This is a genomic window from Microbacterium sp. G2-16M, assembly GCF_055809115.1.
The window spans coordinates 3,041,167-3,054,816 of sequence record NZ_CM147897.1; the positions used below are offsets into that span (position 1 = coordinate 3,041,167).

At 71.3% G+C, this 13,650-nt stretch carries 11 protein-coding genes and 2 tRNA genes; 9 read left to right on the forward strand and 4 right to left on the reverse strand.

Annotation, left to right across the window (positions count from 1 at the left end; all coding sequences use genetic code 11):
- Positions 1 to 5: 5 nt before the first annotated feature.
- Positions 6 to 1,418 carry a ferredoxin reductase family protein gene (locus AC0L6F_RS14345; RefSeq protein ID WP_473538395.1) on the reverse strand — a complete coding sequence of 471 codons (1,413 nt, stop codon included), beginning with the start codon at positions 1,416 to 1,418 and terminating at the stop codon, positions 6 to 8.
- Between the two features lie 224 nt (positions 1,419 to 1,642).
- On the opposite strand from AC0L6F_RS14345, the gene AC0L6F_RS14350 reads away from it, so the two are divergent.
- From AC0L6F_RS14350 to AC0L6F_RS14375, 6 genes are all read left to right on the forward strand, one after another.
- Positions 1,643 to 2,740: a hypothetical protein gene (locus tag AC0L6F_RS14350; RefSeq protein ID WP_274637253.1), complete on the forward strand. Its 1,098-nt coding sequence runs from the start codon at positions 1,643 to 1,645 to the stop codon at positions 2,738 to 2,740.
- Between the two features lie 2 nt (positions 2,741 to 2,742).
- A complete protein-coding gene (locus tag AC0L6F_RS14355) occupies positions 2,743 to 3,576 on the forward strand; it encodes an inositol monophosphatase family protein (RefSeq protein ID WP_259611381.1) in 834 nt (277 codons plus the stop codon).
- A 171-nt stretch (positions 3,577 to 3,747) separates the two neighbouring features.
- Positions 3,748 to 5,337: a M23 family metallopeptidase gene (locus AC0L6F_RS14360; RefSeq protein WP_473538396.1), complete on the forward strand. Its 1,590-nt coding sequence runs from the start codon at positions 3,748 to 3,750 to the stop codon at positions 5,335 to 5,337.
- Positions 5,338 to 5,425: 88 nt separating this feature from the next.
- A tRNA-Thr gene (locus AC0L6F_RS14365) sits at positions 5,426 to 5,497 on the forward strand.
- A 34-nt stretch (positions 5,498 to 5,531) separates the two neighbouring features.
- Positions 5,532 to 5,605: transfer RNA gene (locus tag AC0L6F_RS14370), tRNA-Met, on the forward strand.
- Positions 5,606 to 5,822: 217 nt separating this feature from the next.
- On the forward strand, positions 5,823 to 6,809 hold the full coding sequence (locus tag AC0L6F_RS14375) for an alpha/beta hydrolase (RefSeq protein ID WP_473538397.1): 987 nt from the start codon (positions 5,823 to 5,825) through the stop codon (positions 6,807 to 6,809).
- Positions 6,810 to 6,824: 15 nt separating this feature from the next.
- Here AC0L6F_RS14375 and AC0L6F_RS14380 read toward each other — a convergent pair whose 3' ends face one another.
- Complete coding sequence (locus tag AC0L6F_RS14380) at positions 6,825 to 7,760, reverse strand: LysR family transcriptional regulator (protein ID WP_473538398.1); 936 nt, start codon at positions 7,758 to 7,760, stop codon at positions 6,825 to 6,827.
- A gap of 143 nt (positions 7,761 to 7,903) precedes the next feature.
- On the opposite strand from AC0L6F_RS14380, the gene AC0L6F_RS14385 reads away from it, so the two are divergent.
- Positions 7,904 to 9,262 (forward strand): aminomethyl transferase family protein, encoded by a 1,359-nt coding sequence (locus AC0L6F_RS14385; protein ID WP_473538400.1) that lies wholly within the window; start codon positions 7,904 to 7,906, stop codon positions 9,260 to 9,262.
- Positions 9,263 to 9,351: 89 nt separating this feature from the next.
- On the opposite strand, the gene AC0L6F_RS14390 is transcribed toward AC0L6F_RS14385, so the two are convergent.
- Positions 9,352 to 10,353: a fatty acid desaturase family protein gene (locus tag AC0L6F_RS14390; protein WP_473538401.1), complete on the reverse strand. Its 1,002-nt coding sequence runs from the start codon at positions 10,351 to 10,353 to the stop codon at positions 9,352 to 9,354.
- A gap of 294 nt (positions 10,354 to 10,647) precedes the next feature.
- Positions 10,648 to 11,217, reverse strand: coding sequence for a cold-shock protein (locus tag AC0L6F_RS14395; protein ID WP_473538402.1), 570 nt, complete (start codon positions 11,215 to 11,217; stop codon positions 10,648 to 10,650).
- 196 nt (positions 11,218 to 11,413) lie between these two features.
- Here AC0L6F_RS14395 and AC0L6F_RS14400 point away from each other — a divergent pair, with 196 nt between their 5' ends.
- Both AC0L6F_RS14400 and mvk read left to right on the forward strand, forming a co-directional pair.
- Entirely contained in the window at positions 11,414 to 12,391 is a 978-nt protein-coding gene (locus AC0L6F_RS14400; protein WP_473538403.1) for an SGNH/GDSL hydrolase family protein, read from the forward strand.
- Positions 12,392 to 12,478: 87 nt separating this feature from the next.
- A complete protein-coding gene (gene mvk / locus AC0L6F_RS14405; protein WP_473538404.1) occupies positions 12,479 to 13,453 on the forward strand; it encodes a mevalonate kinase in 975 nt (324 codons plus the stop codon).
- The last annotated feature ends 197 nt before the right edge of the window (positions 13,454 to 13,650 follow it).

A 13,650-nucleotide genomic window follows, 5' to 3' on the forward strand; every position in this document is an offset into this window, starting at 1 on the left:
TGTCATCACACCGAGAAGGCTTCGCTGTGGATGCGGTCATCCCGCACACCGGCCCGACGCAGGTCGTCGCGGACAGCCGACATCCAGCCGGCGGGGCCGCATACGAACACGTCGTACGCGTCGAGATCCGGCGCGATATGACGGATGAGGTCGCTCCCGGTCCAGGCCGCGTGGGTCGCCGGGAACCACGATGCGCTTTCGCCCCGCGAGCCGTTCAGACTCAGGTGCCGCACGCCGCGGCTGACCGCCAGATTGTCGATCTCCGTCGTCCGCATCCGATCCATGTCGTTCCGGTCGCGAGTCACGAGCACCGCATCGCCCGGCGCGTACGGCTCGGACTCGAGGAGCGCGACCAGGGGTGCGACGCCGGCCCCGGCGGCGAGCATCAGGAGCTTGCGTGCGGTCCGCTGCTGTCCCGTCATGTGCCCGTACGGGCCCTCGACCAGCACCCGCGTCCCCGGCCGCAGTTGGGTGAGGCGCTGCGACCCGTCGCCGGCCAGGCGTGCGGCGATGACGAGTTCGCTGCCGTCGGGCGCGGCCGCGAGCGAGAACGGGTGCCCGGCCGTCCAGCCGGGTCCGTCCAGGAAGCGCCAGACGAAGTACTGCCCGGCTTCGGCCCGCAGCCGGGCCAGGCCGCGTCCGCGCATCCGCACCACGACGCCGCGGCGGCCGTCCGGGGTGACGTCGACGACCCGGATGTCGTGGCGGTCCGAACGCCACATCGGCACGCCGATCCGGAAGACGAGGACGGATGCTGCAGCCAGGGCCCATAGCGTCCACCAGTAGACGGTCGCGCCGGGGTTCGCGGTGAAGTCGGCCCCGGTCCACAGCATGTGCGGGATCGCCAGGCCGACGCCGAGGTAGCCGTACAGGTGCAGCAGATGCCACGACTCGTACCGCAGCCGACGCCGGGACCGGCGGATCGAGGTCACCACGATCATGACCAGCAGCACGGTCCCGGCCGTCGCCAGCAGCATCCCCGGGTACGCCCAGACGAACTGCCACAGCTGCGCGAGCGGGTTCATGCCCGCGGCGACGGCATAGCCGGCGAGGACGAACACGATGTGCGCCACGAGCAGCCAGAACGACCAGAACCCGACCAGTCGGTGCAGGCGGATGATCGCGTCGCGCCCGAATCCCCTCTCGAAGAGCGGGACCCGTGCCATCAGCAGCACCTGATACAGCAGGAGGTTCGCCGAGATCAGGCCCGTCAGGCGGCCGATGGTGGTGAGCGTCTCGGCATCGAACGCCGACAGCGCCTGCACGCCCGAGCCCGCGACCCACAGGGCGACGACGAACAGGCTCGTGAGCCAGATCACGGCGACGGCGGCCGTGTGCCATCGCCGCAGATGCGATCGCCGGGGCGCGCCGTCGGATGTCGCGCGACCGGCCCTCGACGGACTCGCCAGGAATGTCATGTCCCCATGGTCGAGCCGGCATTCTGAGACCACGCCAAGATTGCGGCATCCTCGCCGTATCCATAGCCGACTCATCGCAAATGACGGCGACCCGATCGGGCCTCGACGCGCCGTGGTGCGGCCGGCCGCGCCATCCATCCACGGCCGCCGCTTCGCGCTCCCGCGAACAGGCGGTGCATGTCAGGATGGGGATGCGGGCGCCGCCCGCCGACGAGAGGACATCCATGACTGTGCCCGGTGCGACGCCTCAGCAAGCGGAAACGTCGAACTCCACGCTCCTGCGCGCGGCGATCTGGGTCGCGATCGGCGCCCTCATCGCCGCCGCCATCGTCTGCGTCGTCATGGTGCTGGTCGGCACGGCGGGCGGGATCGTGCCGCGTGCCTTCCTGACCATCCTGCTGATGGTGGCCTTCGCCGGCGTCGCTCTGATGGACACCTACCTCGCGCCGCGCCGCCCGGTCTGGTTCACGCTGACCAGCATGGCCGTGTGGATCGTGACGCTGCTGATCGGCGCGATCATGATCTGGCTGCCGTTCCGCGGCCTGCTCGAGGACTCGTTCGGCGGCGGTGCCGGACGCTTCATGTCCTTCCTGCTGATCGTGCTCATCCTGCAGCTGGCAGTGCTGCACGTGCGCCTGTTCGTGAAGGCATGGGATCGGCATCGCACGACGTTCACGACCATCGTCGCGTGGACCACGATCGTGCTGGTCGGGCTGCTGGCGATCATGCTGGTCGCCCCGCTCATGCTGAAGGAATGGGTGCACTTCCGCGACATCTACTGGCGGCTGGCGGTCGCGATCGCCATCCTCGCCGCGGTGGGGACGGCTCTGGTGCCGCTGGTGAATGCGCTGTTCGCCCCCCGGCGCACGCACGCCGGAGCGCCCGTCGGCTGGCCCACCTACGCCGACGGTCTGACGCCGCTGCCCGTCCTCGCCGACGGCCTGCCGGACTGGAACGCCTACTACACCGGGCACCCGAGCGTTCCCACGCCCGACGCGGCCTCGTCCGCCCTGACCGGACCGGCCTGGACGGCGCCGGAGCAGACCCCCGCGATCGCGCCGGAGCGGACGGGTGCGTGGCCCGAACCGGCCGCCTCGCCGGACTGGGCCGCATCGCCGGACTGGCCCGCCCCGACCGGCGCGCCGGCGACCGGGGTCGACCCGACCTGGCCCGCGCCGCAGCCGTCGCCGCAGCCCGGCACGCCATCGCCGCAGCCCGCTCCTCAACCCGGCACGCCGCAGCCCGGCACGCCGCAGGAGCCCGGTTATCAGGGGTTCCCGCCTCCGCCGCCGGTCCCGCCGCAGGCGCCGCGGCAGGACTGACCGTGACCGCACCGCTCTCCGACCCCGACGACCTCGTCCGGCTCGCCGCCGACATCGCCCGTGAGGCGGGCGCGCTCGCACGGCGCCGTCGGGCAGAGGGCGTCCAGATCGCCGCGACCAAGTCGGCGGTCGCCGACATCGTCACCGCGGCGGATCGCGAGGTCGAGGCGCTGATCCGGTCCCGGCTTGCGGCCGAACGACCCGCGGACGGCTTCCTCGGCGAGGAGTCCGGCGCCGAGCCGGGCAGCTCGGGCATCACCTGGGTGGTCGATCCGATCGACGGCACCGTCAACTACGCCTACGGCGTCCCGGCATACGCGGTGAGCATCGCCGCGATCGAAGGCGTCCCCGACCCGGCCACGTGGCAGGCGATCGCCGGTGCCGTGTTCGGGCCGCCCACCGGCGAGCTGTTCACCGCGGTCCGTGGCGGCGGAGCGTTCGTGCACGTGGGCGACCGCGACGATGACCGGACGGAGCCGCTCAGGGTGAACGAGCATCCTGGTGCCGCCGGTGCCCTCCTGGCCACCGGGTTCGGGTACGACCCGGCCACCCACGCCGGCGATCTCGCCCGACTGGCGCGCGTGATGCCGCTGGCCCGCGACATCCGTCGCATCGGCTCGGCGGCGCTCGACCTCGCCTACGTCGCGGCGGGCCGTCTGGACGGCTACTTCGAACGCGGCCTGAATCCGTGGGACCACGCCGCCGGCGCCCTGATCGTCGAAGAGGCCGGCGGACGAGTCGGCGGAGTGCCCGGCGGGCGCCCGGGCAAAGACCTCATCATCGCGGCCGGCCCCGACCTGTTCGCGGCCCTGCAGAATGCGATCGACGCGCGGTGATCGCATCCGCCGCGTGTACATGGCATTTCCAGCCGCCTCGGAGTAGTGTTTACCCATTCGTTACTTTCGCCGGCCCGAACGGCGCGAGTGATCAGACACCCGACGTCCGACCGTTGCCCCCTTCAGCGACCTGACCCGAGAGCTTCGCCCCCTTTGTCTCTTGATGCCCCGATGGCCGAGCCCGCGCGCACGCGGCGCTCAGCCCGCACCGCACCCACGCCTGTCCAGGCGACGGATGCCGCGGTCAGCTCACGAGCCGAGGCCAGGCGCCGGGCGGCACAGCAGGGGGCCGAGCGTCCCTCGATCGTCTGGGGGCGCGCGGCGATCGAGGCTCGCGCCGCCACCCAGGGGCCGGATGCCGCACCCGGGCCGGATGCCGCACGCTCAGCCGACTCCGAACTGACGGCCAGCGACGCCGCCGTATCGGTCGAGACCGAGCTCACGGCGACCGAGGCCGTCGTCCTGGACGAGACCGCACAGTCCACCGCCTTCGACGAGCCGGTCTCCGCCGTCGAGCACGCGACGATCCTGCCCGAGGCGCCCGTCGTGCTCGAGCCCATCGCATCCGCGAAGCCCGCGGCATCCGCCGAGCCCGCGCCACCAGCGCCGGCCGCGGCGCCGATGACGCGTCGCCGCGCGCGACGGAACTCTCAGCCGGAACCGGTCGAGGCGATCGCTCCTCCGGCGGCGTCCCGGGCCACGGACGCTGTCGATGCGATCGTCCCGACGACCACGGCGATGATCTCGACCGTCGCCGAGCCCGCCGCGCTGAGCGCGCCGACGCCGACGGTCACCGAGCCGGTGCGCACGGTTTCGAGCGACGAGCAGGCGCAGAGCCTCATCGACGAGTTCGAGTCCGCGGCGCGTCTGTTCGCGTTCACGGGCGAGACGCCGGTGCAGCCGGCCGCCGCCACGCCTGCGGAGGACGCCGACGTCGCCGACGAGCCCGCGCAGCCGGCGAAGAAGCACAAGACGCACAAGGCCCGTCGGGCACGCAAGGCGTCCCGTCGGCCGGGCTCACGGCGTCCCGCGGTCAAGCGCCTGGCGGCGGCATCCCTCTCGTTCAGCGCCATCGTCGCGATCGGCCTGCTGACCGTCGGATCCACGCTGCCGGCCGAGGCCGTCGCCTCGTCCAACACGACGCTCCTCGGCGCCGCTCCGGTGCAGCAGTCGGGGGATGTCGCGGCCAGCGCCGACGACGAGATCCAGGCGTACGTCGCACCCGCCGACGCGGCACCGGCGGCGACCGAGCTGGACCGCTCCGCGAACTACACCACCGCGACGCTGGTCGAGATGGCCGGCACCACCGGGATCTCGAACGTCTCCAGCAGCTACTACTCGAACAACACCGCGTGCAGCGTGCAGTGGCCGTTCGCGGTCGGCGTGCCGATCACGTACGGGTTCGGCTGGCGCCCGGGCGAGTTCCACACCGGAGCCGACTTCACCCCCGGCAACGGCGCGCACGTGCAGGCCGTCGCCGACGGCGTCGTGCGGGTCGCCCAGGAGGGCTACCAGGGCTACGGCGTCGCGGTGATCATCGACCACGAGATCGACGGCCAGCACTGGGCCAGCCTCTACGGACACATGCAGTACGGATCGCTTCAGGTGCACGCCGGCGAGAAGGTGCGGGTCGGCCAGTACATCGGCCGGACCGGCAACACCGGGTTCTCGTACGGCGCCCACACCCACGTGGAGATCCGCCAGAACGGCGTCACGCCGATCGACCCGATTCCGTGGCTGCGCGCGCACAACAAGTGCTGATCCGCCGAGCGTCGGCGGGCGCCGACGGGTTCGGCATTGCGGCGGCGCTCTGATATTCTTTTCTGGTTGCCCGGAATGTTCCGGGCGTGCCCCGATAGCTCAGTGGCAGAGCACTTCCATGGTAAGGAAGGGGTCGTCAGTTCAATCCTGACTCGGGGCTCGCAAGCACCTGGACAGCGGTCCGGATGCGTCGCGGCAGGGTAGCTCAGTTGGTGAGAGCGCACGACTCATAATCGTGAGGTCGAGAGTTCGAATCTCTCTCCTGCTACCGATCGAGACCCCCGGATTTCCCGGGGGTTTTGTCGTTTCGCGCGCGACGAGGTTCGTCTCGCTCCTTGTCTCGGCGACGCTCTCCGGCGGGGACTCCGGCGCGGCGCGACCGCTCGCCGCGGCGGGTCTGGCACGCTGGCAGCGGAACCATGACCTCGACTCAGCCGGCGGGCGACGCAGCACCGACGAGAAGACAACGGCGTCGGCGTGCGTGGATGATCACCGGCGCCGCGGTCCTCGGCGTGATCCTGGTCGGCGTGGTCGTCACCTCGGCGACGCCCTGGCCGTCGGCGATGGTGATCCGCGCCGTCTTCGAGAAGGGCGGCACGGCCACCGCCGCCGAGACGCAGGAATACGTGCCGGACACTCCGCTTCGCACGATGAGCGACATCGCCTACGCCGACGACAGTCCGGACACCACCCTGGACGTGTTCACGCCCGCCGCGGCGGGTGACCGGCTGCCGGCGATCGTATGGATCCACGGCGGCGCGTGGATCTCGGGGTCGGCCGACAACGTCGCCCCCTATCTGAAGATCCTCGCCGGCGGTGGCTACACCGCGATCGCAGTGAACTACAGCGTGGGGCCGGAGGAGGTGTATCCCACCGCCGTCCATCAGATCAACACGGCGCTGGACTACATCACGGCGCACGCCGACCAGCTCGGGGTCGACACCGACCGCATGGTGCTGGCCGGCGACTCCGCCGGCGCGCAGCTCGCGAGCCAGATCGCGACGATCGTCACCAACCCGGACTATGCCCACCTGCTCGGCATCCAACCCGCGCTGACGCCCACGCAGCTCGTCGGCGTGGTGCTCGACTGCGGTGTGTACGACCTGCGGGCGATGGCGGACCTGAACGGTCTGGTCGCCTGGGGGCTGAAGATCTCACTGTGGGCCTACACCGGCACGAAGGACTGGTCCGCCGAGTACTCGGGCGCCACGATGTCGACGATCGAGTTCGCCACCGCGGACTTCCCGCCGACGTTCATCAGCGGCGGCAACGGCGACGGACTGACCTGGCTGCAGGGCATCCCGATGGCGCAGCGGCTGAACGAGCTGGGCGTCGACGTCACCCCGCTCTTCTGGCCGGCCCAGCACGAGCCGGCGCTGCCGCACGAGTACCAGTTCCATCTGCACTATCCCGAGGCGCGCGAGGCCCTCGCCCAGACCCAGGCGTTCCTGGACCGCATCACCGCCGGGTGATGGCGTTGCGCCGGCTCAGCGCTCGGGCGCGACAGTGTCGCCGTGGATGACGTAGAACTGACCGGACGAGCCCTGGATCGCCGCCGCGACCGTGCGATACAGCCAGTCCAGCGCCGCGGCCTCCTGCGTCGTGGCGCGCCGATAGAGCCGCACGTCCACCGCCGGCATCTCGAACGGAATCGGCAGGACGACCAGCGGCCAGGTCAGCGCCCAGCCCTCGGCGATGGTGTCGGGCACGGTGGCGACGAGGTCGGGATTGCGTGCCAGCACCAGAGGGAGCGAGGTGACGTGGTTGACGATCACGTGCGGCTCGATCACCGTGTTCACCCGAGCCAGCGCCGCGGCGAGGTTGGCCGCGCCCGAATCGCTCGGAATGGCGACATGGGCGGCGGCGGCGTAGGCGTCGAGGGAGAGAGGGTCGTGCGCCAGGGGGTTCTCCGCCGACATCGCCACGCCGTACCGCTGCGATTTGAGCGCGACCCCGTCGAACGGGCCCGGCACGGGGGAGGGGGTCACGGCCAGATCGACGACGCCGCGTGCGAGCCAGTCCGGCAGGGCCGCGGCATCCATCGGCACCGCCTCGATGCGCATGCCCGGCGCCTGCGCCCGCACGGCCGCGAGGATCGCCGGCATCCAGCCGATCTCACCCAGCTCGGACAGCGCGATCCGGAACAGCTTCTGCGACTGCGCCGGCTCGAACCCGTGCACGGCGTCGAGCGTGCGGTCGATCCCGGCGATCGCCTCGCGGAAACCGGGGAACAGTCCGGCCGCCAGCGCGGTCGGCTCCATCTGCCGACCGTTCCGCTCGAACAGCGGATCGTCCAGTTCCCGCCGCAGTCGCCCGAGCGCCTGACTGACGGCGGGCTGGGTCACGAACAGCCGCCCCGCCGCCGTGGTCAGGCTGCGGGTCTCATAGATCGCGACGAACACGCGGACGAGGTTCAGGTCCACCGGGCGCCGTCCCGCGGTTCCGTTAGCGATCCTTCGGCGAGCATAAGCAAAGCTTATCGCCATCGCGAGACGCCATATGCGCTGCTGAGTAGCATGGGGACGGATGCCGCGGATGCCCGACCCCCGCGAACGAAGGAGTTCCCATGCCCGAGTCCCTGTCCGATGCGCTCGCCGAGGCGACGAGCCCGGTCGACCTGCTGCGCAACGCGCAGTCCCGCCCGACCATCTTCCCGGTGACCCCGGAGTTCACGAACTGGCGCTCCGAGCAGCTCGCCTGGCGCGACTCGGTGGCGCTGCTGGACCAGTCCCACCACATGACCGATCTGTTCATCTCCGGCCCCGATGCGCTGACGCTGCTGCGCGATGTCGGCGTCAACAGCTTCGCGAACTTCGGGGTGGACAAGGCCAAGCAGTTCGTCGCGGTCAACCACGAGGGCTACCTGATCGGCGACGCGATCCTGTTCCACCTCGAAGAGGACGTGTACGACCTGGTCGGCTGGTTCATGGTGCTGGACTGGGTGCAGTTCATCGGCGAGACCGGCGACTACGACGTGACGTTCGAGCGCGACGCGAACTCGCTGATGCGCGCGCCGGGCGCGAACCCGACGCTGTACCGCTACGAGGTGCAGGGCCCGCAGGCGCTCGCCCTGATGGAGAAGCTCACGTCCGGCCCGGTGCCGCCGACGAAGTTCTTCCACATGGCCACGTTCACCATCGACGGGCTGGCGGTGCGGTCGCTGCGCCACGGGATGGCCGGTCAGCCCGGGTTCGAGCTGTTCGGCCCGTGGGAAGAGGGCGAGGCGGTCCGCGACGCGATCATCCGCGACGGCGAGGAGTTCGGTCTCGTGCTGGTCGGATCCCGCGCCTACTCGTCGGCCAACCTCGAGTCGGCCTGGGTGCCGTCGCCGCTGCCGGCGATCTTCAGCGGCGAGCGGATGGCCGAATACCGCGAGTGGCTGCCCGCGAACCGCGCCGGCTCGCTGGCCGGAAGCTTCGCCTCGGACGACATCGAGGACTACTACCTCACCCCCTATGACCTCGGCTACGGTCGCAGCGTCGCGTTCGACCACGACTTCATCGGGCGCGCGGCGCTGGAGCGGCACGCCGCCGGTCCGGTCCGCACCAAGGTCACGCTGGTGTGGAACCCCGAGGATGTCGCCGCCATCCAGCGCTCCATGTACGAGCCGGGGCTGCCGGCGAAGTACCTGGAGTTCCCCAAGTCGCGCTACGGCGTGTACCAGGTCGACCGGGTGCTGGCGGACGGGACGGATGTCGGCGTCTCGCACGACGTCGGCTACATCACCGGCGAGCAGGTGTTCGTGTCGCTGGCGAGCGTGGATGCGGCGCATGCGCAGCCGGGCACCGAGGTCGTCGTGCTCTGGGGCGAGGAGCCCAACTCGCGCAAGCCGGCGGTGGAACGGCATCGGCAGGTCGAGGTGCGCGCCACCGTCGCGCCCGCCCCCTACTCGTCGTTCGCGCGGGAGAACTACCGCAAGGACTGAGCGCCACGTGGCGAAGCGGCTCGGGCGCATCGCCAGGGCCGCTTCGGCATGGATGTCGCGGTCTCAGACCGCTGGTGCAGAACGCTGGGTCAGACCCGGCGGTACTGGCCCACCATGGGGCAGTCGAACGGGTCGCGCGCGGACAGGCCGACGCGGTTCAGGTAGTCGATCACGATCCCGTAGGAGCGCCAGATGGTCGTCTCGGTGTAGGGCACGTCGTTCGCGTGGCAGAAGTCGCGGACGATCTCGCGGGTCTTGGCCAGATGCGGGCGCGACATGCTGGGGAAAAGGTGGTGCTCGACCTGGTAGTTCAGCCCGCCGAACAGCCAGGTGGCCCACCAGCCGCCGCTGACGTTGCGCGAGGTGCGCACCTGCTTGGTGAAGAAGTCGATGCGCGCGTCGGCGGCGATGATCGGCATCCCCTTGTGGTTCGGCGCGAACGAGGCGCCCATGTAGATGCCGAAGATGGCCAGCTGCACGCCCAGGAAGGCGAACGCCATGCCGACCGGAAGGAACAGGAACACCGGGACGGCGACCAGCGCGAGCCGCACGACGATCATCGCCAGCTCGTACCAGCGCCCCTTGATCTGGTCCTTCGAGAAGATCAGGTGCTTGATGCTCAGCGCGTGCAGGTTCAGGCCCTCGAACGCGAGCAGGGGGAAGAACAGCCAGCCCTGGTAGCGGGTGATCAGGCGCTGGATGCCGCGCGCCTTCGCCGCATCCTCGTCGAGGAACGAGATCGTGTCGATGGCGATGTCGGGATCCCGGTCGACGCGGTTGGGGTTGGCGTGGTGCCGCGAGTGCTTGGAGTCCCACCACGAGTAGCTCATGCCGACGATGCCGCCGCCGAGGAACCAGGCGAGCCGGTCGTTGCCCGGGCCCGTGCGCAGGATCTGCCGGTGGGCGGCCTCGTGCGAGAGGAACGCCACCTGCGTGAGCAGGATGCCGAGGGCGCCGGCGATCAGCAGCTGGAACCAGCTCTCGCCGAGCAGGATGAAGCCGGTGATGCAGCCGCCCAGCCCGAGGGCGATCGCCGCCCCGACCATGGCGTAGAACCAGGGGGTGCGGGCGAGCAGTCCGCTCTCCTTCACGGTCTGCGATACCTCGGTGTATGCGCGCCGGACGGGTGGGAAGGATGCTGCGGTCGAGTAGGTCTGTCGGACGGGTCCGAGCCGCGACTCGATGATTGCTGTGCTGATGATGGCTCCTTCGGGTCGGCAGCAGGACTCGGGAGCCGCACTGAGTCTGTCGAACGATCTCGCGATCGTAGGGCCGAGCCTACGCGGGGAAGGATGCCGCGGGCGGCATGCGGGGCGGATGCACAGGATCTCGGGTATGCGAAAAGGGCGGGCGCGAGGAACGCGCCCGCCCTTTTCAGGCAGGACTCAGACGACGCGGATGTGCGTGGCCTGCGGGCCCTTTGCGCCCGGCTCGACGTCGAACTCGACGCGCTGCGCCTCGTCCAGCGAACGGTAGCCGGATCCTTCGATAGCGGAGAAGTGAGCGAACACGTCCTGCGTGCCGTCCTCGGGCGCGATGAACCCGAAGCCCTTCTCGGAGTTGAACCATTTGACAGTGCCGAAGACCATGGGGTCCCTCTTTCTTGAAACAGGGCCGCTGGAGCGACCCGGTGATCCGCAGCCTCGACGGCGGTGCGGACGGTGGGCCACGACGTGTCGGCGCACAGGTGCGGACGCGTCGGGAGTGGGGGAGGCGAGGGCGCTCATGGCCTCGCCGAGCGTGGTGAACCGGCCGAGCGGCCGGGACAGCGCGTCGAACAGCGAGCAGCCGGGGCCGTCGATGGTGACGTAGCCGGCGAACTCGCCGGCGCGGGTGGCGGCGTGGACGTCGACGTCCGCCTGCCGCCAGGACAGAGTGCCGCAGCACGAGGTGCACGCGGTATGTGCGGGGGGAAGAGAGATGGTGTATCGATTCTGCTGTGCGGCAGGTCGCACGGACCGCGCGAGAGATGCTGCCGTATAAGTGGAGACCGGGAGCAGACGCCCCGCGATCGATCAGGGATGCGCGACGGGATAGTGCGGCATCCAGAGGGTGTCGGAGTCGACCGACGGGACCACTCTACCCTGTTCGGGCCGATTCTGCGCATCCCTTGGACTTCGCGGCGCCGTACCCTTGAATTCAAGGGTGAACATGGGCGCTCGCGAAACGGATCGCGCCCGACGGACGCTGCCGCCGCCGGGCCGTCGTGTCGTGCGCGCGCTGGGCATCGGGTTCGGTGCGATCGCGGGTTTCGCGGTCGGCCTGGCCGCATTGACCACCGCCGAGGGTCTGCTGGTGCGGGAACGGCTCGTGCCCACCCGCCTGGGCGCCCTCCTGGCCCGCAGCGGAACGTTCGGGGACGACCGCGACGGCCCGCCGATCAGCCTGGGGGTGGTGGGCGACTCGCTCGCCGTGGGCTACGGGACCGAAGACCTGGATTCCACCCCCGGTGTGCTGCTGGCGACCGGCCTGTCCGCGGCATCCGGTCGTCCGGTGCAGCTGACGAACGTCGCCGAGGTCGGCGCGATGTCGACCGCGCTGCGGGGCCAGATCGCGCGGCTGCGCACGATGACGACGCCGGATGTCGTGGTCATCATCATCGGGGCGAACGACGTGATGCGGCTGAAGCGGCTCTCCGACGCGCTCTGGCCGCTCACGGTCGCGGTGCACGACCTTCGGCGGGCGGGTGCCCGAGTGGTCGTCGCGACCTGTCCCGACCTGGGCACGGTGCAGCCGTTCACCCAGCCGCTGCGGTTCTTCGCACACTGGTCCAGCCGACTGATGGCCACCGGCCAGGCCATCGTGGTGCTGCGCGCCGGCGGGCGCACGGTGTCGCTCGCCGACACGCTGGGCCCGCTGTTCCGCAGCGAGCCCGCCGACATGTTCTCGGCCTGGGACCACCTGCACCCCTCGGCCCTGGGCTACCGGGCCGCGGCGGACGCCATCCTGCCCAGCGTATGTGCGGCTGCCGGATACCCCCGCCCCGAAGACCGCCATGTACCGCACCGGGTCTACCGGAAGGGCAGCCATCATCCGCTGGCATGGTGGGCGTTCCGCGCCTCGCGGCGGGTCGGCGCGCGGCTGACCGCCGCCGAGAGCGAGACGGCCCACGAGCGGGCCGCCGCGTGAGACGGAGCCGCAGGTGAGGAAGGCTGCGCGCCGGCGCACTCGGCCCGGTCCCAGCCCGCGGCGGCCCGCGCTCGATAACATCGGGGGATGAACGCGCCGCAGACCGCGCCCGTCACGGCGCCCGCCACGCCGCAGGCCGCGGCATCCGGCACGGCGCACGCCAAGGTGATCCTGCTCGGCGAGCACGCGGTGGTCCACGGCGCCCCGGCCATCGCCCTGCCGGTGCACAGCCTGACCCTGACGGCATCCGTCACCCGCACCGACCGGCCGCTGTGGATCGACTCGGTGCTGTACCGCGGACCGATCGCGGCGGCCCCCGAACTGCTGGCGGCCCCGGTCACCGCGATCGCCGAGACGCTGCGGTTCACGGGCGCCCCGGCCACCGGGCTGACGGTGCGGATCGACGGAGAGATCCCCGCCGAGCGGGGGCTGGGCTCCAGCGCCGCCGTCGCGGCCGCCATCAGCACCGCGGTCGCGCGAGCGGCCGGGGTCGAGCTCGGCGCGCGGGAGCGATTCGACCTGATCCAGGCCGCCGAGCGGGTCGCGCACGGCACCCCGAGCGGGCTGGACGCCCGCGCGGTCGTCTCGGACACCGCCGTGTGGTTCCAGCGCGGCGACGTGCGCGCCCTGCCGTCGGCGTTCACCGGCGTGTTCGTCATCGCCGACACCGGTCTGCACGGTCGCACCCGCGAGGCCGTCGGCGGCGTCGCCGCCCTCAAGGCGGCCGACCCGGCACGGGGGGAGCGGATCCTCGACCGCATCGCCGCGCTCACCGCGGCCGCCGCCGGCGACCTGGCCGCCGACGCACGCGCGGCGCTGGGCGGGCGGATGACCGAGACGCACCGGATGCTGGCCGAGCTGACCGTCTCCAGCCCGGAGCTGGACCGCCTGGTCGGCGCGGCGACGGCCGCCGGCGCCCTCGGCGCCAAGCTCACCGGCGGCGGACGCGGCGGCTGCGTGCTGGCACTGGCCGACACCCCCGCCGACGCCGCGCGCATCGCGGCGGGTCTGCGGGCGGCCGGGGCCGAGCGCACGTGGATGCTGCGGCCCGACCCGGCCTGACCCCCGGGCCGGGCACTCGGCGCGGTCCCAGCCATTCCCCGGTCTGCTCCGGATAAAATCGACAGATGGCGTGCGCGTGGGCGCACCCGCGAGGATGAGCGGCCGGATCCGCAGTGTGCGCCGCACGCTCGCGTCTGCGGCCCGGCATCCCGCGTTCCCGAGACACCAGGAGACACATGACCGGCGTGACAGGGCGT

Excerpts from the sequence above, each read along its gene's own strand:
- AC0L6F_RS14345 (WP_473538395.1), bottom strand. The coding sequence starts at position 1,418 with ATGACATTCCTGGCGAGTCCGTCGAGGGCCGGTCGCGCGACATCCGAC.
- AC0L6F_RS14350 (WP_274637253.1), top strand. The coding sequence starts at position 1,643 with ATGACTGTGCCCGGTGCGACGCCTCAGCAAGCGGAAACGTCGAACTCC.
- AC0L6F_RS14360 (WP_473538396.1), top strand. The coding sequence starts at position 3,748 with ATGGCCGAGCCCGCGCGCACGCGGCGCTCAGCCCGCACCGCACCCACG.
- AC0L6F_RS14375 (WP_473538397.1), top strand. The coding sequence starts at position 5,823 with ATGATCACCGGCGCCGCGGTCCTCGGCGTGATCCTGGTCGGCGTGGTC.
- AC0L6F_RS14385 (WP_473538400.1), top strand. The coding sequence starts at position 7,904 with ATGCCCGAGTCCCTGTCCGATGCGCTCGCCGAGGCGACGAGCCCGGTC.
- AC0L6F_RS14400 (WP_473538403.1), top strand. The coding sequence starts at position 11,414 with ATGGGCGCTCGCGAAACGGATCGCGCCCGACGGACGCTGCCGCCGCCG.
- mvk (WP_473538404.1), top strand. The coding sequence starts at position 12,479 with ATGAACGCGCCGCAGACCGCGCCCGTCACGGCGCCCGCCACGCCGCAG.